The organism is Burkholderia semiarida (assembly GCF_029268935.1).
GTDB lineage: Bacteria > Pseudomonadota > Gammaproteobacteria > Burkholderiales > Burkholderiaceae > Burkholderia > Burkholderia semiarida.
This window is the reverse complement of sequence record NZ_JAHLCL010000007.1, coordinates 1,929,468-1,950,381: the sequence shown is the minus strand read 5'-3', so window position 1 is coordinate 1,950,381 and position 20,914 is coordinate 1,929,468. Positions and strand designations below refer to the sequence as shown.

Sequence of the window (20,914 nt, the reverse complement as noted above, 5' to 3'; positions counted from 1 at the left end):
CATGCTGCTGGCGCTGGCGCAATGGCTGCAAGGAGACGCAAGCTTTTTGCGCTTGTTCACGTACCTCACGTTCCGTGCGGTGATGGCCACCATCACCGCGCTCGGGATCGGGCTCGTGTGCGGACCGTGGGTGATCCGCAAGCTGACGCAAATGAAGGTCGGGCAGGCCGTGCGCAAGGACGGCCCGCAGACCCACCTCGTCAAGTCCGGCACGCCGACGATGGGCGGCGTGCTGATCCTGATCGGCATCGCGGTCGCGACGCTGCTGTGGGGCGACCTGACGAACCGTTTCATCTGGATCGTGATGCTCGTCACGTTCGGTTTCGGCGTGATCGGCTGGGTCGACGATTACCGCAAGGTCGTCCACAAGGACCCGCGCGGGATGTCGTCGCGCGAGAAGTATTTCTGGCAGTCGGTGATCGGACTGTTCGCGGCCGTCTATCTCGCGTTCAGCGTGTCCGAGGCGAACAACGTGCGCGTGTTCGACCTGTTCATGGCGTGGGTGAGGAGCGGCCTGTCGATGGGGCTGCCGGCGCGCGCCGACCTGATGCTGCCGTTCCTGAAGTCGATCAGCTACCCGCTCGGCGTGTGGGGCTTCATCGTGCTGACCTACTTCGTGATCGTCGGCGCGAGCAACGCGGTGAACCTGACCGACGGCCTCGACGGCCTCGTGATCATGCCGGTCGTGCTGGTCGGCGCGTCGCTGGGTGTGTTCGCGTACGTGATGGGCAGCGCGGTCTATTCAAAATACCTGCTGTTTCCGCACATCCCCGGCGCGGGCGAACTGCTGATCTTCTGTTCCGCGATGGGCGGAGCCGGGCTCGCGTTCCTCTGGTACAACACGCACCCCGCGCAGGTGTTCATGGGCGACGTCGGCGCGCTGGCGCTGGGCGGCGCGCTCGGCACGGTCGCGGTGATCGTGCGCCAGGAAATCGTGCTGTTCATCATGGGCGGCATCTTCGTCGCGGAAACGCTGTCGGTGATGCTGCAGGTGTCGTGGTTCAAGTACACGAAGAAGCGTTATGGCGAAGGCCGGCGCCTGCTGAAGATGGCGCCGCTGCATCACCATTTCGAATTGTCCGGCTGGAAGGAAACGCAGGTGGTCGTGCGTTTCTGGATCATCACGCTGATGCTGTGCCTGTTCGGTCTGACCACCCTCAAGCTGCGGTAAAGGAAAGGTAACAAGGATGTCTGGCGAGATGTTTGGAGATCGGCAACGGCCGATGGTGCTCGTACTGGGGCTCGGGGAATCGGGTCTTGCGATCGCGCGATGGTGCGCGAGGCACGGGTGCCGGCTGCGTATTGCCGATACCCGCGAGGCGCCGCCGAACCTTGCCGCGCTGCAGGCCGAAGGCATCGACGCGGAATTCGTCGGCGGGGCGTTCACGCCCGCGCTGCTCGACGGCGGCGTCGAGATCGTCGGGCTGAGCCCCGGGCTGTCGCCGCTGGAGCCGGCGCTCGCGGCGCTGGTCGCGGCCGCGAACGAGCGCGGCATCGCGGTATGGGGCGAGCTGGAATTCTTCGCGCAGGCGCTGCGCGCGCTCGGCACGAGCGGCTACCAGCCGAAGGTGCTCGCGATTACCGGCACCAACGGCAAGACCACGACGACGAGCCTCACGGGCCTGCTGTGCCAGCGCTCGGGCAAGAAGGTCGCCGTCGCGGGCAACATCAGCCCGGCGATGCTCGACCGGCTCGCGAGCGCGATCGACGAAACCGCGTTGCCGGACGTCTGGGTGCTCGAACTGTCGAGCTTCCAGCTCGAGACCGCACGCACGTTCGCGCCCGATGCGGCCGCGATCCTCAACATCACGCAGGACCACCTCGACTGGCACGGCAGCTTCGACGCGTACGCGCAGGCAAAGGGCCGGATCTTCGGCGCGACGACGACGCGCGTGCTGAACCGCGACGACGCGGCCGTGATGAAGTTCGCGCCGGCAGCCGGCGCGGCCGACGCGCCGCGCACGGTCACGTTCGGCCTGAACGAGCCGACGCAGGACGGCGACTACGGGCTGTCGCGCGACAACGGCATCGCGTGGCTGGTGGAGGCCGTCGATCGCGACGCGCCGGATGAGGCGACGACCCGCCGGCGCAAGCGCGACGCCGCGCACACGCCCGACATCGCGCAGAAGCGCCTGATGCCGGTCGACGCGCTGCGCATCCGCGGGCTGCACAACGCGGCGAACGCGCTGGCCGCGTTTGCGCTCGCTCGCGCGATCGATCTGCCGGCCGCGCCGCTGCTGCACGCGCTGCGCGAATACCGCGGCGAAGCGCATCGCGTCGAAGTGATCGCGACGATCGACGACGTCGACTACGTCGACGACAGCAAGGGGACGAACGTCGGCGCGACGGTGGCCGCGCTCGACGGGCTCGCGCAGAAGACCGTGCTGATCGCGGGCGGCGACGGCAAGGGGCAGGATTTCGCGCCGCTCGTCGCGCCGGTCGCGCGCTGGTGCCGCGCGGTGATGCTGATCGGCCGCGACGCGCCGGCGCTGCGCGACACGCTCGCCGAAACGGGCGTGCCGCTCGCCGACCACGCGACGCTCGAAGGCGCCGTGCACGCGGCGGCCGAGCTGGCCGAGCCTGGCGATGCGGTGCTGCTGTCGCCCGCGTGCGCGAGCCTCGACATGTTCAGGAACTACGCCCATCGTGCGGAAGTGTTCCGCGCGGCGGTCGACGCCATCGCCATCGACAAAGGAGCGACGCCATGAGCTGGTCCGATCGCCTCGTCTCCCGTTTCAACGACCGACGCGACACCGGCGGCAACGCCGCGGGCGGCCGCGTCGCATCGGCCACGCGCGCCGCGACGGGCGGCCTCGCCAGCGTCGTCAACGGCGTGCGTCCGACCCGTTCGCGGATGCTCGATTTCGACTATTCGCTGCTGTGGGTCGCGATCGCGCTGCTCGGGCTCGGCGTCGTGATGGTGTATTCGGCGTCGATCGCGATGCCCGATTCGCCAAAATACGCGTCGTATCACGATTACGCGTTCCTGATGCGCCACTGCGTGTCGCTCGGCGTCGCGTTCGGCGCGGCGGTGATCGCGTTCCGCGTGCCGGTGTCGACCTGGGATAAATACGCGCCGCATCTTTTCCTGATCGCGCTCGTCGGCCTCGTGATCGTGCTGATTCCGCACGTCGGCAAGGGCGTGAACGGTGCGCGCCGCTGGATTCCGCTCGGCATCACGAACATGCAGCCATCGGAAATCATGAAGCTCGCGGTGACGATTTACGCGGCGAACTACACGGTGCGCAAGCAGGAATACATGCAGAGTTTCGCGAAGGGCTTCCTGCCGATGGCCTTCGCGGTCGGTCTCGTCGGCGCGCTGCTGCTGCTCGAGCCCGACATGGGCGCGTTCATGGTGGTCGCCGCGATCGCGATGGGCGTGCTGTTCCTCGGCGGCGTGAACGGCAAGCTGTTCGGCGGCCTCGTCGCGACGGCGGTCGGCACGTTCACGATGCTCGTGTGGCTGTCGCCGTGGCGTCGCGAGCGGATCTTCGCGTATCTCGATCCGTGGGACGAACGCTACGCGCAGGGCAAGGCCTACCAGCTCACGCACTCGCTGATCGCGTTCGGCCGCGGCGAATGGTTCGGCGTCGGTCTCGGCGGTAGCGTCGAGAAGCTGAACTACCTGCCGGAAGCGCATACCGACTTCATCCTCGCGGTGATCGGCGAGGAGCTCGGTTTCATCGGCGTGCTGGTCGTGATTCTGCTGTTCTACTGGATCGTGCGCCGCGCGTTCGAGATCGGCCGCCAGGCGCTCGCGCTCGATCGCACGTTCGCGGGCCTGATGGCGAAGGGCATCGGCATCTGGTTCGGCGCGCAGACGTTCATCAACATGGGCGTGAACCTTGGGCTGCTGCCGACCAAGGGCCTGACGCTGCCGCTCGTGAGCTACGGCGGTTCGGGCATTTTGCTGAACTGCGTCGCGCTCGCGGTGCTGCTGCGGGTCGATTACGAAAATCGCGTACTGATGCGGGGAGGGAAGGTATGACCTCCCCGCGTCAGTACGCGATTTCGGTGAAGGCTAACTTCGTGCGCGAAGCGCGCGAAGTTAAGCGAAGCGGCCGTAGCCAAAACATGCGTTCATTCTTGCTGATGCGGGGAGGGAAGGTATGACCGCGTCGCAACGCACGCTGATGGTGATGGCAGGCGGCACCGGGGGCCACGTGTTCCCGGGGCTCGCGGTCGCGCACCGGATGGAAGCGGCGGGCTGGCGCGTCGTATGGCTCGGCAATCCGGCCGGGATGGAAGCGACGCTCGTGCCGAAGCACGGCATTCCGATGGAGTACGTGCGGTTCGGCGGGCTGCGCGGCAAGGGCCTGAAGACCAAGCTGACGCTGCCGGTCAACCTGCTGCGCGCATGCTGGCAGAGCCTCGGCGCGCTGCGCCGCGTGCGGCCGGACGTCGTGCTCGGGATGGGCGGCTACATCACGTTCCCGGCGGGTGTGATGACCGCGCTGTCGGGGCGTCCGCTCGTGCTGCATGAACAGAATTCGATCGCGGGCCTGACGAACAAGGTGCTCGCGAAACTCGCGAAGCGCGTGCTCGTCGCGTTCCCCGGCGCGCTGCCGCACGCGGAATGGACGGGCAACCCGATTCGCGCGGAACTTGCGCACACCGAGCCGCCCCAGGCGCGCTATGCGTCGCGCAGCGGCCCGCTGAACGTGCTGGTCGTCGGCGGCAGCCTCGGGGCGGCCGCGCTGAACGAAGTCGTGCCGCGCGCGCTGGCGCTGCTGGCGCCGGGCGAGCGCCCGCGCGTCGTGCACCAGGCCGGCGTGAAGCACATCGATGCATTGAAGGCGAATTACGAAGCGGCCGGTTTCGCGGCCGGCGAAGACGTGCGGCTCGTGCCGTTCATCGACGACATGGCGGCCGCGTATGCGGCGGCGGATCTGGTGATCTGCCGGTCGGGCGCGATGACGGTGTCGGAGATCGCGGCGGTGGGCGTGGCGGCGCTATTCGTGCCGTTCCCGTACGCGGTCGACGATCACCAGACGACCAACGCCGCGTTCCTCGCCGATGCCGGTGCGGCCGTGCTGGTGCAACAACGCGACCTGTCGGCGGAACTGCTCGCCGACTGGCTGCGCGGCCAGTCGCGGGCATCGCTCGCGGAGATGGCGGAACGTTCGCGCTCGCTCGCGAAGCCCGAGGCCACCGACGAAGTCGCGCGTGTGTGCGCGAAGGCGGCCGGCGCGAACCTGGAACAACTGCAATGAAACACATCGTCAAACACATTCATTTCGTCGGGATCGGCGGCGCGGGCATGAGCGGCATCGCCGAAGTGCTCGTCAACCTCGGCTACGCGGTCAGCGGCTCGGACCTGTCGCGCAACGCGGTGACCGATCGCCTCGCGGCGCTGGGCGCGCGGATCGCGATCGGCCACGACGCGGCGAACATCGAGGGCGCGAACGCGGTCGTCGTGTCGACGGCCGTGCGTTCGGACAATCCGGAAGTGCTGGCCGCTCGCCACCAGGGCGTGCCGATCGTGCAGCGCGCGGTGATGCTGGCGGAACTGATGCGCCTGAAGCAGGGCATCGCGATCGCCGGCACGCACGGCAAGACCACGACGACGAGCCTCGTCGCGAGCGTGCTCGCGGCGGGCGGGCTGGACCCGACGTTCGTGATCGGCGGCCGGCTGATCAGCGCCGGCGCGAATGCACGGCTCGGCACGGGCGACTTCATCGTCGCCGAGGCCGACGAGTCGGACGCGTCGTTCCTGAATCTGTATCCGGTGATCGAAGTCATCACGAACATCGACGCCGACCACATGGACACCTACGGCCACGATTTCGCGCGGCTCAAGCAGGCGTTCATCGAGTTCACGCAGCGCCTGCCGTTCTACGGCAGCGCGGTGGTGTGCGTCGACGATCCGAACGTGCGGCAGATCATTCCGTTCATTTCGAAGCCGGTCGTGCGCTACGGCCTGTCGCCGGACGCGCAGGTGCGCGCGGAGGACATCGACGCGCGCGACGGCCGGATGCATTTCAACGTGATCCGCGAAGGTCGCGCGCCGCTCGCGGTGGTGCTGAACATGCCCGGCCTGCACAACGTGCAGAACGCACTCGCGGCGATCGCGATCGCGACCGATCTCGGCGTGTCGGACGACGCGATCCAGCTGGCGCTGGCGGAATTCAACGGCGTCGGCCGGCGCTTCCAGCGTTACGGCGAAGTGCCGAGCGCGGACGGCGGCCAGTACACGCTGATCGACGACTACGGCCATCACCCGGTCGAGATGGCCGCAACGATCGCGGCCGCGCGCGGTGCGTTCCCGGGCCGCCGCCTCGTGCTGGCGTTCCAGCCGCACCGCTACACGCGCACGCGCGACTGCTTCGACGATTTCGTCAACGTGCTGTCGACGGTCGATGCGCTGGTGCTGACGGAAGTCTACGCGGCCGGCGAGGCCGCGATCCCGACGGCCAGCGGCGACGCGCTGTCGCGTGCGCTGCGCGCGGCGGGCAAGGTCGACCCGGTGTTCGTCGCGACGGTCGACGACGTGCCGGACGCATTGGCGAAAGTCGCGCAGAACGGCGACGTGGTGATCACGATGGGCGCGGGTTCGATCGGCGGCGTGCCGGCGAAGCTCGTGCAACACACTGAACAGAAGGCATGACATGAAACGACTCCCACGCTTACTTCGTTCGCTGCCCCCCGCGGGGGCGGTCAGCCTCCTTGGGGCGGCCCGGCGGAGGTCGGCATGAGCGGAATCGATCCGAAACGCTTCGGCAAGGTGGCGGTGTTGTTCGGCGGCGAATCCGCCGAGCGCGAGGTGTCGCTCACCTCGGGCCGCCTCGTGCTGCAGGGCCTGCGTGACGCGGGCGTCGACGCGCATCCGTTCGACCCGGCCGAGCGGCCGCTGTCGGCGCTGAAGGACGAAGGCTTCGTGCGCGCGTTCAACGCGCTGCACGGCGGCTACGGCGAGAACGGCCAGATCCAGGGCGCGCTCGATTTCTACGGGATCCGCTACACGGGCAGCGGCGTGCTCGGGTCGGCGCTCGGCCTCGACAAGTTCCGCACGAAGCTCGTGTGGCAGCAGACGGGCGTGCCGACGCCGCCGTTCGAGACGGTGATGCGCGGCGACGATCTGGCCGCGCGCGCGACCGACATTGTCGCGAAGCTCGGCCTGCCGCTGTTCGTGAAGCCGGCGAGCGAAGGCTCGAGCGTCGCGGTCCTGAAGGTGAAGACGGCCGACGCGCTGCCGGCCGCGCTCGCGGAAGCCGCGACGCACGACAAGATCGTGATCGTGGAGAAGAGCATCGAAGGCGGCGGCGAATACACCGCGTGCATCGCCGGCGATCTCGACCTGCCGCTGATCAAGATCGTGCCGGCGGGCGAGTTCTACGACTACCACGCGAAGTACGTCGCCGACGATACGCAGTACCTGATCCCGTGCGGCCTGCCGGCGCAACAGGAGGCGGAATTGAAGCGCATCGCGCGCCGCGCGTTCGACGTGCTCGGCTGCACCGACTGGGGCCGTGCGGATTTCATGCTCGACGCGGCCGGCAATGCGTATTTCCTGGAAGTGAACACGGCCCCCGGGATGACCGACCACTCGCTGCCGCCGAAGGCCGCGCGCGCGGTCGGCATCGGCTATTCGGAGCTGGTCGTGAAGGTGTTGTCGCTCACGCTCAACGACTGACGCAGGAACGGAACGACGTATGTGGAACAACGTTCGCCAACTCAACCTTGCCGCCAGCGCGCTGTACGCGCTGCTGCTGCTCGTGTTGGCGGCGGCCGGCTGCTACTGGCTGATCCAGCGCCCGACGTTCGCGCTGCGGGAAATCCGGATCGACGGCGACACCGAGCACATCAACTCGCCGACAGTGCGCGCGGGCGTGGTCGGCCGGCTCAAGGGCAATTTCTTCACGGTCGATCTCGATGCGGCGCGTGCCGCGTTCGAGCAGATGCCGTGGGTGCGTCACGCGAGCGTGCGCCGGGTGTGGCCGAATGCGCTGGCTGTCACGCTCGAGGAGTACAAGCCGCTCGGGACCTGGGGCAGCGATCAGCTGGTGAGCGTCGACGGCGAGCTGTTCACCGCGAACCAGGGCGAGCTGGAGCAGGAACTGCCGGCGTTCGACGGCCCGGAAGGCAGTGCGAAGGAAGTCGTCACGCGGTATCGCGACTTCGGGAAATGGTTTGCGCCGCTGAAGGCGGCGCCGGAAGAAGTGACGCTGTCGGCGCGGTACGCGTGGACGGTGAAGCTGTCGAACGGCATGCAGGTCGAGCTGGGCAAGGAACGCAACAGCGACACGCTGCATGACCGGAGCCAGCGCCTGGTGGCCGCGTGGCCGGCCGTCACGGAGCGTTGGGGCAACGACATCGAGTACGCGGATCTGCGTTATCCGAACGGATTCGCGATTCGCGCGGCAGGCATGCGGTTCCTCACCGATACCGACAAGCGCAAGAAGTAACGAGAGATCACACGCAAGAGCACTTTATGAGCAAAGACTACAAGGATCTGCTGGTTTCCCTCGACATCGGCACGTCGAAGGTAGTGGCCATCGTCGCCGAGCTGAAAGGCGAGGGCCACTACGAGGTGATCGGTCTCGGCCAGAGCGAGTCGAAGGGTCTGAAGAAAGGTGTGGTGGTCAACATCGAGGCCACCGTGCAGTCGATCCAGCGCGCGCTCGAGGAAGCCGAGCTGATGGCCGACTGCAAGATCACCAACGTGTTTACGGGGATCGCGGGCAGCCATATCCGCAGCTTCAACTCGAGCGGGATGGTCGCGATCAAGGACAAGGAGGTCACGCAGACGGACGTCGCGCGCGTGATCGAGACCGCGAAGGCGATCAACATCCCGACCGACCAGCAGGTGCTGCACATCCTCACGCAGGAATTCATCATCGACGGCCAGGAAGACGTGCGCGAGCCGATCGGGATGAGCGGCATCCGGCTGGAAGTGAAGGTGCACATCGTGACGGGCGCGGTGAGCGCCGCGCAGAACATCGTCAAGTGCGTGCGCCGCTGCGGGCTGGAAGTGAACGACCTGATCCTGCAGCCGCTCGCGTCGTCGCTGGCGGTGCTGACGGAAGACGAGAAGGATCTCGGCGTGGTGCTGGTCGACATCGGCGGCGGCACGACGGACATCGCGATCTTCGCCGAAGGCGCGATCCGCCACACAGCGGTGATTCCGATCGCCGGCGACCAGATCACGAGCGACATCGCGATGGCGCTGCGCACGCCGACGCCGGATGCGGAAGACATCAAGGTCGGCTACGGGATCGCGAAGCAGGCGCTCGCCGATCCGGACGAAATGGTCGAAGTGCCGGGCCTCGGCGAACGCGGCCCGCGCACGCTGTCGCGCCAGGCGCTCGCGGCCGTGATCGAGCCGCGCGTCGAGGAACTGTTCTCGCTCGTGCAGCAGGTCGTGCGCGAGTCCGGTTACGAAGAACTCCTGAGCTCCGGCGTGGTCATTACCGGCGGCGCGTCGATGATGCCGGGCATGGTCGAGCTCGGCGAAGACATTTTCCTGAAACCGGTGCGCATCGGCGCGCCGGAATATGCAGGCGGCCTCTCCGACGTCGTGCGCAATCCGCGCTACTCGACGGCGATGGGGTTGCTCGTCGAAGGCAGTGCGCAGCGCATGCGCGGCCGCAAGGTCGCCGTGCAGTCCGGCAACGCCGGGCAGGTGTTCTCGCGGATGAAGGAGTGGTTCCTGAGCAACTTCTGACGAGTCGAACCGAATCGAAATTCGCGCTGGTGCCGGCGGCTGGCGCGCGACAGGGGGTTGCCCGATCTCCTGCCGAATAACGGCCGAGTAGCAGTCATTCTCTTGACGGAGGCAACATGGAATTCGAAATGCTGGAAACCGAGACCAACGGCACCATCATCAAGGTGGTCGGCGTTGGCGGCGCTGGCGGCAATGCCGTCCAGCACATGATCAACCGCGGCGTGCAGGGCGTCGATTTCATCGTGATGAACACGGACGCCCAGGCGCTGTCGCGTTCGCGCGCATCGTCGGTGATCCAGCTCGGCAACACGGGTCTTGGCGCCGGTGCGAAGCCGGAAATGGGCCGTGCGGCAGCGGAAGAGGCGCGTGAGCGCATCGCCGACGCACTGCGCGGCGCGCACATGGTGTTCATCACGGCCGGCATGGGCGGCGGCACGGGCACGGGCGCGGCGCCGGTGGTCGCGCAGATCGCGAAGGAGATGGGCATTCTGACGGTCGGTGTCGTCAGCAAGCCGTTCGAGTTCGAAGGCGGCAAGCGCATGCGCGTCGCCGAAGCAGGCTCGCAGCAACTGGAGGATCACGTCGACTCGCTGATCGTCGTGCTGAACGACAAGCTGTTCGACGTGATGGGCGACGACGCCGAGATGGACAAGTGCTTCCAGTGCGCGGACGACGTGTTGAACAACGCGGTGGCGGGTATCGCGGAAATCATCAACGTCGACGGCCTCGTGAACGTCGACTTCGAGGACGTGAAGACGGTGATGGGCGAGCAGGGCAAGGCGATGATGGGCACGGCGACGGTTGCCGGCGTCGATCGCGCGCGCCTCGCGGCGGAACAGGCCGTGGCGAGCCCGCTGCTCGAAGGCGTCGATCTGTCGGGCGCGCGCGGCGTGCTGGTCAACATCACGTCGAGCCGTTCGCTGCGCCTGTCGGAAACGCGCGAAGTGATGAACACGATCAAGAGCTACGCGGCGGAAGATGCGACGGTGATCTTCGGTGCGGTGTACGACGACGCGATGGGCGATGCGTTGCGCGTGACGGTCGTGGCGACGGGTCTGGGCCGTGCGGCGAAGAAGCAGCAGTCGGCACCGATGACGCTGCTGCGCACGGGTACGGACAACCAGCCGGTCAGCGCGGTGTCGCACGGCTATGCGCCGGCGCATCACGTCAGCACGGCCGACTACGGCGCGCTCGATACGCCGGCGGTGTGGCGCAACTCGCGCGAAACCGCGGCATCGCACGTGCAGGCGCTGCAGGAGAAGGGGGTCGACACGTACGACATCCCGGCTTTCCTGCGCAAGCAGGCTGACTGACGCAAACACAGGCGAAGCCGCGGCGACACCGCCGCGGTATCGCCGGCGTGACGGATGCCACGGACCACGACAGGCCGCGTCGGATGCGACGCCGGGCCGGGAAAGGTGCCCTCTTCGCTTGAGCGGAGCGGGATGGGCCGTGCTGTCCGCGACACGCTGAAAAACCGTATCGCTATGAGGGACCAGCCATGATTCAAGTGGGCGACGCGCTGCCCGACGCGCAATTGTTCGAGTTCGTCGACGACGCGCGCGAAGGGTGCACGCTGGGGCCGAATGCCTTCAGCGTGCGCGACCAGGTTGCGGGAAAGCGAGTGGTGATCTTCGGATTGCCGGGCGCGTTCACGCCGACCTGCTCGGCGCAGCATGTGCCGGGCTACGTCGAGCACGCCGAGCAACTGCGCGCGGCGGGTATCGACGAGATCTGGTGCGTGTCCGTCAACGACGCATTCGTGATGGGCGCATGGGGACGTGATCTGCACACCGCGGGCAAGGTGCGCATGATGGCGGACGGCAGCGCGGCTTTCACTCATGCGCTGGGGCTGACGCAGGATTTGTCCGCGCGTGGCATGGGAATTCGTTCCCTGCGCTACGCGATGGTGATCGACGGCGGTGTGGTCAAGACGCTGGCCGTCGAGGCGCCGGGCAAATTCGAAGTGAGCGATGCGGCGAGTGTGCTCGCGACGTTGACGTCCTGATCGTGCGGCGCGCCGTTGCCTTCCGGCAACGCTGCTCGCCGGCCTCAGGGCAGTTGTAACACGGGTCGATGACCGGAAACGCCTCCGTTCCGGGCATCGGCCCGTCCCGTATCGGCGCGGGTAAACAGTCGAAACAGATTGATACGCAGTTTCAGACAGCGTTGAATTGGGAATTACGCTATAATCGCGCCTATCGAATATAACTCCTGATTGATATCCTCAATCAAGACGAAGAAGACCATGTTGAAGCAGCGCACCATCAAATCCATCGTGAAGACCGTCGGTATCGGTCTCCACTCGGGCCGCAAGGTCGAACTGACGCTCCGTCCGGCCGCGCCGGGCACGGGTATCGTGTTCTCGCGCGTCGACCTGCCCACGCCCGTCGATATTCCGGCCTCCGCGATGTCGATCGGCGACACGCGGCTCGCGTCGGTGCTGCAGAAGGATGGCGCGCGCGTGTCGACGGTCGAGCACCTGATGTCGGCGTGCGCCGGCCTCGGCATCGACAACCTGTATGTCGACGTGACGGCCGAGGAAATCCCGATCATGGACGGCAGCGCCGCGTCCTTCGTGTTCCTGATTCAATCCGCCGGCATCGAAGAGCAGAACGCGCCGAAGCGCTTCATCCAGGTGAAGAAGCCGGTCGAAATTCGCGATGGCGACAAGTTCGCGCGTCTCGATCCGTATTTCGGCTTCAAGCTGAAGTTCACGATCGACTTCCGTCACCCGGCCGTCGACAAGACCGGCCAGGAGTTGGAGGTCGATTTCGCGAATACGTCGTACGTACGCGAGATCGCGCGCGCGCGCACGTTCGGTTTTGCCCATGAAGTCGAAATGATGCGCGAGCTGGGTCTCGCCCGCGGCGGCAGCATGGACAACGCGATCGTGCTCGACGAGTACCGGATCCTGAACAACGACGGGCTGCGCTACGACGACGAGTTCGTGAAGCACAAGATGCTCGATGCGATCGGCGACCTGTACGTGATCGGCCACCCGCTGCTGGCGTCGTACACCGCGTACAAGTCGGGCCACGGGCTGAACAACGCGTTGCTGCGTGAGCTGCTCGCGCACGAAGACGCGTACGAGATCGTGACGTTCGACGATCCGCAGGCGGCGCCGAAGGGGTTTGCGTTCGACGCGCAGACGGCCTTCGCGTGAGCTGCGTTCAGTGCAAGCGATAAAAAAGCGACCCTCGGGTCGCTTTTTTATTGGCTGGCCGCCGCCTGCGGTCCTGGCGATCAACGCGGCTTCGCGCCGTGCCGTGCCGCCATCCGCGCGAGCGCCGCCTGCAGCGGCGACGGTTCGAGGTGATCGGCGAGGTCGCGCAACGCGGCGGCGCCGGCCGAGGTCATCCGCGCCTGCTTCACATGTGGCGGTTCGGGCGCGTCCTTCGGCCGCACGCGCACCCGCAGCGTCGTCACCGGCCAGCCGCGCTTCTGGAGATCGCCGAGCAGCCGCATTTCGACCTGCCGCAGCCGTGCTGCCAGCGCATTGTGTGCGGCAAAGAGGGTCAGGGTGCCGTCCTTGATGAAGCCCGGTTCGACGTGATTCGCCAGATAATCGGGCAGGCACGCGCCGAGGTCGCGCTGCAGCGACGCGATCTGCTCGACGCCGGCGCGCAACGCCGCGAACGCGTCGGTGCGGCCGAGCACTTCGGACACGGGTTGCGGACGATAGGCGGCGAGCGGGCCGAAACGCTTGGAAAATCGGTTCATCGAGGCTTTCTTCGAGCGCGCACGCGCGCGGAGGTTGCAGCCGATTGTACTCGCGCCGGCTCGCGCACGCGCGGCTTTCGCCCCTGTCCGCCCGGCCCCGGCGCGCGATGGCCGTCCGGCCGGGACGCGGGCGCATGCGTCCCCGCGTGCTAAAATTCGACGTTTGAGTCCACTAATTCGCTAAGCCGCCGAGGCTCGGGCGCCGGGGCGCGCAACACGCGCCGGGCGCCGGTGCTGCGACGCAGGATCCGATCCGATGACAACCGGTTTTCTCCAGAAAATTTTTGGCAGCCGCAACCAGCGGCTCGTCAAGCAATACCAAAAGACCGTCGCGACGATCAATGCGCTCGAAACGCAGATCGAGAAGCTGACGGACGACCAGTTGCGCGGCAAGACGGACGAATTCCGCCAGCGGGTCGCGGCCGGCGAGTCGCTCGACAAGCTGCTGCCCGAAGCGTTCGCGGTCTGTCGCGAGGCAAGCCGCCGCGTGCTGAAGATGCGCCACTTCGACGTGCAGCTGATCGGCGGCATGGTGCTCCACTACGGCAAGATCGCGGAAATGCGCACCGGCGAGGGCAAGACGCTCGTCGCGACGCTGCCCGTGTACCTGAATGCGCTGGCTGGCCGCGGCGTGCACGTCGTGACCGTCAACGACTACCTCGCGCAGCGCGATGCCGAATGGATGGCGCGCCTCTACAACTTCCTCGGTCTGTCGGTCGGCATCAACCTGTCCGGCATGGAGCACGACCAGAAGCAGCAGGCGTACGCGGCGGACATCACGTACGGCACGAACAACGAATTCGGCTTCGACTACCTGCGCGACAACATGGTCTACGAGACCGACGCGCGCGTGCAGCGGGCGCTGAATTTTGCCGTCGTCGACGAAGTGGACTCGATCCTGATCGACGAGGCGCGTACGCCGCTGATCATTTCGGGTCAGGCCGAGGATCACACCGAGCTGTACGTGCGGATGAACGCACTGCCGCCGCTGCTCGAGCGCCAGATCGGCGAAGAGAAGGCCGACGGCACGGGCGTCGAGAAGCCGGGCGACTACACGCTCGACGAAAAGTCGCGCCAGGTGTTCCTGACGGAATCGGGCCACGAGAAGGCCGAGCGCCTGCTCGCCGAATGGGGCCTGATCGGCGAGGGCGAGAGCCTGTACGCGCCGCAGAACATCACGCTGATGCATCACGTGTACGCGGCGCTGCGCGCCCACACGCTGTTCCACAAGGATCAGCACTACGTCGTGCAGAACGGCGAAGTGGTGATCGTCGACGAATTCACGGGCCGCCTGATGGCCGGCCGCCGCTGGTCCGACGGCCTGCACCAGGCGGTCGAGGCGAAGGAGCACGTGAAGATCCAGAGCGAGAACCAGACGCTCGCGTCGATCACGTTCCAGAACTACTTCCGGATGTACGCGAAGCTTGCCGGCATGACCGGTACCGCGGACACCGAAGCGTACGAATTCAACGAGATCTACGGCCTCGAGACGGTCGTGATCCCGACCAACCGCCCGCCGAAGCGGATCGACAAGCAGGACCAGATCTACAAGACGGCCAAGGAGCGCTACGACGCGGTGATCCGCGACATTCGCGACTGCTACGAGCGCGGCCAGCCGGTGCTGGTCGGCACGACGTCGATCGAGAACTCCGAACTGCTGTCGCACCTGCTGAAGCAGGCGGGGCTGCCGCACGAAGTGCTGAACGCGAAGCAGCACGAGCGTGAAGCGGCGATCGTCGCGGAAGCCGGCCGTCCGAAGCGCATCACGATCGCGACCAACATGGCCGGCCGCGGTACCGACATCGTGCTCGGCGGCAACGCGGAGAAGCAGGCGGCGTTCATCGAGGCCGACGATTCGATTCCGGCCGACGAGAAGGCACGCCGCATCAAGCAGCTTCACGACGAGTGGGAAACGCTGCACGAGGAGGTGAAGGCCGCGGGCGGCCTGCACATCATCGGCACCGAGCGCCACGAATCGCGCCGGATCGACAACCAACTGCGCGGCCGTGCGGGCCGTCAGGGCGACCCCGGCTCGTCGCGCTTCTACCTGTCGCTCGACGATCCGCTGCTGCGCATTTTCGCGGGCGACCGCGTGCGCTCGATCATGGATCGCCTGAAGATGCCGGAAGGCGAGGCGATCGAGGCCGGCATCGTCACGCGGTCGATCGAATCGGCGCAGCGCAAGGTCGAGGCGCGCAACTTCGACATCCGCAAGCAGCTGCTCGAATACGACGACGTGTCGAACGACCAGCGCAAGGTGATCTACCAGCAGCGCAACGAACTGCTCGAAGCGCACGACATCACCGAGACGATCACCGCGATGCGTCACGGGGTGATCACCGAAGTCGTCCGCCAGTTCGTGCCGGAAGGCAGCATCGAGGAGCAGTGGGACGTGCCGGAGCTCGAGGAAGCGCTGCGCAACGACTGGCAGCTCGATCTCGCGATCCAGGAAATGGTGAACGAGTCGTCGTCGATCACGGCCGACGAGATCCTCGACGCCGTGACGACGGCCGCCGACGAGCAGTACGAGGCGAAGGTCGCGATGGTCGGCCGCGAATCGTTCAGCGCGTTCGAGCGCTCGGTGATGCTGCAGACGGTCGACCGCCTGTGGCGCGAGCACCTCGCGGCGCTCGACCACCTGCGCCAGGGTATCCATCTGCGCGGCTACGCGCAGAAGAACCCGAAGCAGGAGTACAAGCGCGAGGCGTTCGAATTGTTCGCCGCGATGCTCGACGCGATCAAGCAGGAAGTCACGCGCATCGTGATGAACGTGCAGATCCAGTCGCCGGAGCAGCTCGAGGAAGCCGCCGAGCAGATCGAGGAGCGCAGCGGTCATCTCGAGAACGTCGAATACCAGCATGCCGATTACGCGGACGCCGGCGCGCCGGTGGCGAACGTCACGGCAGCCGCGGCGGCCACGGCGACGGCCGACATGGTCGGCAGCGCGATGACGCACAGCGGGCCCGGCGGCGAAATGCCGAAGGTCGGCCGCAACGATCCGTGCCCGTGCGGCAGCGGCAAGAAGTACAAGCAATGTCACGGGAAGCTGTCATGATCGGCGGCGGCGCGCATCACGCGCGCCGCGTCGTTCGCAGCTTCCAGTCAGTGACGTGAGTTGTGGCGGCCCGCGCGTGCGGCCGCCGGTTCTTCCAATCGATGCCGGCACGTGCCGGCATTTTCCATCCGGCAGGTGTGCCCCATGGCTGTCAATTTTCCGTCGATCGATCCCGCCCAACTCCATCCCGTCGCCGGCGTCACGCTCGGCTGGGCGGAAGCGAACATCCGCAAGCCGAATCGCAAGGACGTGCTGGTCATCTCCGTCGACGAAGGCGCGACGGTCGCGGGCGTGTTCACCGAAAACCGTTTCTGCGCTGCGCCGGTCACCGTCTGCCGCGAGCACCTGGCGAAGGTGCGTGCCGGCGGCGCGGGCATTCGCGCGCTGGTCGTGAATACGGGCAATGCGAACGCGGGCACCGGCGAGCCGGGCCTCGTGAACGCACGCGAAACCTGCACGGAACTCGCGCGTCTGGCCGGCATCGAGCCGGCGCAGGTGCTGCCGTTCTCGACCGGCGTGATCCTCGAGCCGCTGCCGATCGATCGCCTGAAGGCCGGCCTGCCGGCCGCGCTCGCGAACCGCAAGGCCGCGAACTGGTTCGACGCCGCGCAGGCGATCATGACGACCGACACGCTGCCGAAGGCGACGTCGCGCCAGGTGGCGATCGACGGCCACACGGTCACGCTGACGGGCATCAGCAAGGGCGCGGGCATGATCAAGCCGAACATGGCGACGATGCTCGGCTTCCTCGCGTTCGATGCGAACGTCGCGCAGCCGGTGCTCGACACGCTCGTGAAGGAAGTCGCCGACCGCTCGTTCAACTGCATCACGATCGACGGCGACACGTCCACGAACGACTCGTTCATCCTGATCGCGTCGGGCAAGAGTACGCTGCCCGCGATCACGTCGACCGATTCGCCCGCCTATGCGGCGCTGCGCGACGCGGTGACGGAAGTCGCGCAGGTGCTGTCGCAACTGATCGTGCGCGACGGCGAAGGCGCGACGAAGTTCATGACGGTGCAGGTCGAAGGCGGCAGGAGCGTCGCCGAATGCCGCCAGATCGCGTACGCGATCGGCCATTCGCCGCTCGTGAAGACGGCCTTCTACGCATCCGACCCCAACCTCGGCCGGATTCTCGCGGCGATCGGCTATGCGGGCGTTGCGGATCTCGACGTCGGCAAGATCGATCTTTATCTCGACGACGTGCTGGTCGCGAAGGCAGGCGGCCGCAATCCGGCCTACCAGGAAGAAGACGGCCAGCGCGTGATGAAGCAGAGCGAGATCACGATCCGCGTGCTGCTGGGGCGCGGCGATGCGGAGGCCACCGTCTGGACGTGCGACCTGTCGCACGATTACGTGAGCATCAACGCGGATTACCGCTCCTGATCGGGAGCGCTCGAACGACATGGACAAGCTTGAACAGTTTCTGACACGCGCGGAAGCGCTGCTCGGCCGTCTCGAAGGGATGCTGCCGCCCGCGCCGGCGGCGATCGACTGGAGCGCGGCGCACGCGTTCCGCTGGCGCAAGCGCCAGGGGCGCGGTTACCTGCAGCCGGTGCCGGCCGTGTCGTCGATCACGCTCGGCGACCTGCACAACATCGATCGCCAGAAAGCGCTGATCGACCAGAACACGCGCCAGTTCGTGCAGCGCAAGCCGGCCAACAACGTGCTGCTGACCGGCGCACGCGGTACCGGCAAGTCGTCGCTGATCAAGGCGTGCCTGAATGCGTACGCGAACGACGGGCTGCGCCTGATCGAAGTGGACAAGGACGACCTGCACGATCTCGGCGACATCGTCGACCTGATCTCGCAGCGTCCGGAGCGGTTCATCGTGTTTTGCGACGACTTGTCGTTCGAGGACGGCGAATCGGGCTACAAGGCGCTGAAGGTTGCGCTCGACGGCTCGATCGCCGCGCAGTCGGACAACGTGCTGATCTACGCGACGTCGAACCGCCGTCACCTGCTGCCCGAGTACATGAGCGACAACGAGTCGTACAAGCATCTGCCGGACGGCGAGATTCACCCCGGCGAGGTCGTCGAGGAGAAGATCTCGCTGTCGGAGCGCTTCGGCCTGTGGGTCAGCTTCTATCCGTTCAAGCAGGACGACTACCTCGACATCGTCGCGCACTGGCTGCGTCACTTCGGCTGCCCGGATGCGGAGATCGAGACCGCGCGCGGCGACGCGCTCGTATGGGCGCTCGAGCGCGGCTCGCGCTCGGGCCGCGTCGCGTGGCAGTTCGCGCGGGACTGGTCGGGCCGCAAGGAGCAGGCATGAGCGCGGATCAGGCACAAGGCGCCGTGCGGGCGCCGGACGGCCGCAAGGTGACCGAAGTCGCGGTTGGCGTGATGGTGCAGCCGGACGGCAGGTATCTGCTCGCGCAACGCCTGCAGGGCAAGCCGTATGAAGGTTACTGGGAGTTCCCGGGCGGCAAGCTGGAGGCCGGCGAAAGCGTCGAGGACGCACTGGCGCGCGAGCTGCACGAGGAACTCGGCATCGAAGTCACGGCCAGCCACCGCTGGCACACGCTTGAGCACGATTATCCGCACGCGTATGTCCGGCTCTATTTCTGCAAGGTGACGGGCTGGACGGGCGAGCCGCACAGCAAGGAAGGGCAGGCGTTCGTGTGGCAGCAGCTGCCGGTCGAGGTCGCGCCGCTGTTGCCGGCGGCGCTGCCGGTGCTCGAACTGCTGGAGAAGGAAGCGGCGTCGCAGTGACGCCGCGGCGGCCTGCCTGAAACGCGGGCCATATTGGCGGACGGCGGCGCGCGCCGCTCAACTGTCGCGGCGGCTGTCCGTGCCGTCTTCTTCCGACGACGGGCCCTCGTCGGAAGAACCGCCGATCCGATACTTTTCCGCGGCCCATGCGCCGAGGTCGAGCTGCTTGCAGCGGGCCGAACAGAACGGACGGAACTTGTTTTCAGGCGTCCAGCGCACTTCTGCGCCGCACGAAGGACATTTCACGACGGTAGTCATACGAAAGCGTTGAACCGGCACGCGGCCGTTACAGATTACACAGGGTCAGATGGAACGGCACGTCGATGTCCACCGCGCGCGGCCGCACGTCGCCGTCCTGCATGGTGAACCGCACCCACAGCATGTATTTGTTGGCGCTCGCCTCGGGAATCACGCGCAGCTCCGGCGACACCCGCACCTGCATCAACTGATAGCTGCGCCCGGACAGCATCTGCTGGTAGCTGCCCTGCATCGCCATGACCTTCGACGCCTGACCCGATTCGCGCGCGAGCCGCAGCACGATCGCCGCTGCGTCGCGCAACGGCAGCAACGGCAGGATCCACTTCGCGATGTCCTGGCGCCGCTGCTCGGCCGGCCATTGCTGCCACGCGTAGTACGACGGCAGGTCGAACTTGCACGTACCGCCCGGGATCACTGCGCGGCTGCGGATGCTGGCGAGCCACTCGTTGTCGACGAGGTGCTGGCCGGTCTTGCCCTGCATCTGCGCGAGATTCGCGAGCGTCTGCTCGATTTCGCCGAGCACGGCTTCGAGCGCGTTCTGCTCGATACCCGGATTGCCGCGAAAGGGGGCGAGCGTCTGGCGTTGGCGTTCGAGTTCCTTCATCAGATCCGATTTCAGGTCCGCGCGGCCCGTCACCTCGGCGATTTCGAACAGCGTCGTCAGCGCGACGTGGTGCTCACGCGGGTCCTCCTGAGCCAAAAAGAACGCGAAGCGCTCGAACAGATCTTCGAGACGCAACAGCGTGCGAATTCGCTCGTTGAACGGATACTCGTAAAGAATCAAGCGCGCTCGCCTCTTGGGTAGGGATTGAAACAATGAAGGACATTCTAATGCCCCCTCTCTACCCTAGCAACGCGCCAATTTCGTACACCATCAGGATTGCATGCGATGCTCAGTGCGCGGCTGCGAATCCGACGTAGCGTTGGTGCAGTGCATCGACCTGCGCGGCGAGCGCGTCGGGCGTGACCGCGTCGTTGACGATCACGTCGTCGGCCGCCGCGAGGCGGGCCTCGCGCGTCGCCTGTCGCGCGATGATCGCTTCGACCTGTTCGCGCGTGAAGCCGTTGCGCCGCATCACGCGCGCGATCTGCGTTTCGACCGGGCAGTCGACGACGAGCACGCGATCGCTGCGCGCCTTCCAGGTGCCCGACTCGACGAGCAGCGGCACGACGAACATCACGTACGGGCCCCGCGCCTCGCGCGCCTCGCGGTCGGTCTCCGCGCGGATCAGCGGATGCGTGATCGCTTCGAGGCGCCGGCGCGCGTCGTCGTCGCTGAAGATCAGCGTGCGCATCTTCGCGCGATCGAGCGAGCCGTCGGCGGCCACGAAGCCGCGGCCGAAAGCCTGCTCGATCGCCGGCATCGCGAGACCGCCCGGCGCGGTGATGCGGTGGGCGATCAGGTCGGTATCGACGAGCGATGCGCCGCGGGCGCCGAACAGGTCGGCAACGGTCGTCTTGCCGCTGCCGATGCCGCCCGTGAGTCCTACTGAAAACAT

General features: G+C 66.7%; 19 protein-coding genes. 15 read left to right on the top strand and 4 right to left on the bottom strand.

Features of this window, described 5'->3' with window-relative positions:
• Position 1 precedes the first annotated feature (1 nt).
• From mraY to lpxC, 11 genes are all read left to right on the top strand, one after another.
• Positions 2-1,171 (top strand): phospho-N-acetylmuramoyl-pentapeptide-transferase, encoded by a 1,170-nt coding sequence (mraY, locus tag KPB06_RS22050; RefSeq protein WP_006477019.1) that lies wholly within the window; start codon positions 2-4, stop codon positions 1,169-1,171.
• 28 nt (positions 1,172-1,199) lie between these two features.
• The gene (murD, locus tag KPB06_RS22045) at positions 1,200-2,708 is read left to right on the top strand and encodes a UDP-N-acetylmuramoyl-L-alanine--D-glutamate ligase (RefSeq protein WP_059608821.1); all 1,509 of its coding nucleotides are present in this window, start codon (positions 1,200-1,202) and stop codon (positions 2,706-2,708) included.
• Complete coding sequence (gene ftsW / locus KPB06_RS22040; protein WP_059580840.1) at positions 2,705-3,988, top strand: putative lipid II flippase FtsW; 1,284 nt, start codon at positions 2,705-2,707, stop codon at positions 3,986-3,988. The genes murD and ftsW overlap by 4 nt, the downstream gene beginning before the upstream one ends.
• A 121-nt stretch (positions 3,989-4,109) precedes the next feature.
• Positions 4,110-5,213: an undecaprenyldiphospho-muramoylpentapeptide beta-N-acetylglucosaminyltransferase gene (gene murG / locus KPB06_RS22035; RefSeq protein ID WP_059580842.1), complete on the top strand. Its 1,104-nt coding sequence runs from the start codon at positions 4,110-4,112 to the stop codon at positions 5,211-5,213.
• Positions 5,210-6,607 carry a UDP-N-acetylmuramate--L-alanine ligase gene (gene murC / locus KPB06_RS22030; RefSeq protein WP_059580845.1) on the top strand — a complete coding sequence of 466 codons (1,398 nt, stop codon included), beginning with the start codon at positions 5,210-5,212 and terminating at the stop codon, positions 6,605-6,607. The genes murG and murC overlap by 4 nt, the downstream gene beginning before the upstream one ends.
• A gap of 84 nt (positions 6,608-6,691) precedes the next feature.
• The gene (locus KPB06_RS22025; protein WP_034206326.1) at positions 6,692-7,633 is read left to right on the top strand and encodes a D-alanine--D-alanine ligase; all 942 of its coding nucleotides are present in this window, start codon (positions 6,692-6,694) and stop codon (positions 7,631-7,633) included.
• 19 nt (positions 7,634-7,652) lie between these two features.
• On the top strand, positions 7,653-8,405 hold the full coding sequence (locus KPB06_RS22020) for a cell division protein FtsQ/DivIB (RefSeq protein ID WP_034186356.1): 753 nt from the start codon (positions 7,653-7,655) through the stop codon (positions 8,403-8,405).
• Between the two features lie 26 nt (positions 8,406-8,431).
• A complete protein-coding gene (gene ftsA, locus KPB06_RS22015; RefSeq protein WP_006487138.1) occupies positions 8,432-9,664 on the top strand; it encodes a cell division protein FtsA in 1,233 nt (410 codons plus the stop codon).
• Positions 9,665-9,780: 116 nt separating this feature from the next.
• Positions 9,781-10,977 carry a cell division protein FtsZ gene (gene ftsZ / locus KPB06_RS22010; protein WP_021159911.1) on the top strand — a complete coding sequence of 399 codons (1,197 nt, stop codon included), beginning with the start codon at positions 9,781-9,783 and terminating at the stop codon, positions 10,975-10,977.
• Positions 10,978-11,165: 188 nt separating this feature from the next.
• Complete coding sequence (locus KPB06_RS22005; RefSeq protein WP_059580848.1) at positions 11,166-11,672, top strand: peroxiredoxin; 507 nt, start codon at positions 11,166-11,168, stop codon at positions 11,670-11,672.
• A 240-nt stretch (positions 11,673-11,912) separates the two neighbouring features.
• Positions 11,913-12,830 (top strand): UDP-3-O-acyl-N-acetylglucosamine deacetylase, encoded by a 918-nt coding sequence (gene lpxC / locus KPB06_RS22000; protein ID WP_059580853.1) that lies wholly within the window; start codon positions 11,913-11,915, stop codon positions 12,828-12,830.
• A gap of 80 nt (positions 12,831-12,910) precedes the next feature.
• On the opposite strand, the gene KPB06_RS21995 is transcribed toward lpxC, so the two are convergent.
• A complete protein-coding gene (locus tag KPB06_RS21995; RefSeq protein WP_059580855.1) occupies positions 12,911-13,387 on the bottom strand; it encodes a DciA family protein in 477 nt (158 codons plus the stop codon).
• Between the two features lie 256 nt (positions 13,388-13,643).
• On the opposite strand from KPB06_RS21995, the gene secA reads away from it, so the two are divergent.
• The 4 genes from secA (at position 13,644) to KPB06_RS21975 (ending at position 19,157) form a co-directional block, all read left to right on the top strand.
• Positions 13,644-16,442, top strand: coding sequence for a preprotein translocase subunit SecA (secA, locus tag KPB06_RS21990; RefSeq protein WP_059580857.1), 2,799 nt, complete (start codon positions 13,644-13,646; stop codon positions 16,440-16,442).
• Between the two features lie 144 nt (positions 16,443-16,586).
• Positions 16,587-17,828: a bifunctional glutamate N-acetyltransferase/amino-acid acetyltransferase ArgJ gene (argJ, locus tag KPB06_RS21985; RefSeq protein WP_059580860.1), complete on the top strand. Its 1,242-nt coding sequence runs from the start codon at positions 16,587-16,589 to the stop codon at positions 17,826-17,828.
• A gap of 19 nt (positions 17,829-17,847) precedes the next feature.
• On the top strand, positions 17,848-18,717 hold the full coding sequence (locus tag KPB06_RS21980; protein ID WP_059580861.1) for an ATP-binding protein: 870 nt from the start codon (positions 17,848-17,850) through the stop codon (positions 18,715-18,717).
• Positions 18,714-19,157, top strand: coding sequence for an NUDIX domain-containing protein (locus KPB06_RS21975; RefSeq protein ID WP_059580864.1), 444 nt, complete (start codon positions 18,714-18,716; stop codon positions 19,155-19,157). Before KPB06_RS21980 ends, KPB06_RS21975 begins: the two co-directional genes overlap by 4 nt.
• A 57-nt stretch (positions 19,158-19,214) precedes the next feature.
• Here the strand turns inward: KPB06_RS21975 and KPB06_RS21970 are convergent, their stop codons facing one another.
• From KPB06_RS21970 to coaE, 3 genes are all read right to left on the bottom strand, one after another.
• Positions 19,215-19,415, bottom strand: coding sequence for a DNA gyrase inhibitor YacG (locus tag KPB06_RS21970; protein ID WP_059580867.1), 201 nt, complete (start codon positions 19,413-19,415; stop codon positions 19,215-19,217).
• A gap of 28 nt (positions 19,416-19,443) precedes the next feature.
• Entirely contained in the window at positions 19,444-20,199 is a 756-nt protein-coding gene (gene zapD / locus KPB06_RS21965; protein WP_059580870.1) for a cell division protein ZapD, read from the bottom strand.
• 109 nt (positions 20,200-20,308) lie between these two features.
• Positions 20,309-20,914: a dephospho-CoA kinase gene (gene coaE, locus KPB06_RS21960; RefSeq protein ID WP_059580872.1), complete on the bottom strand. Its 606-nt coding sequence runs from the start codon at positions 20,912-20,914 to the stop codon at positions 20,309-20,311.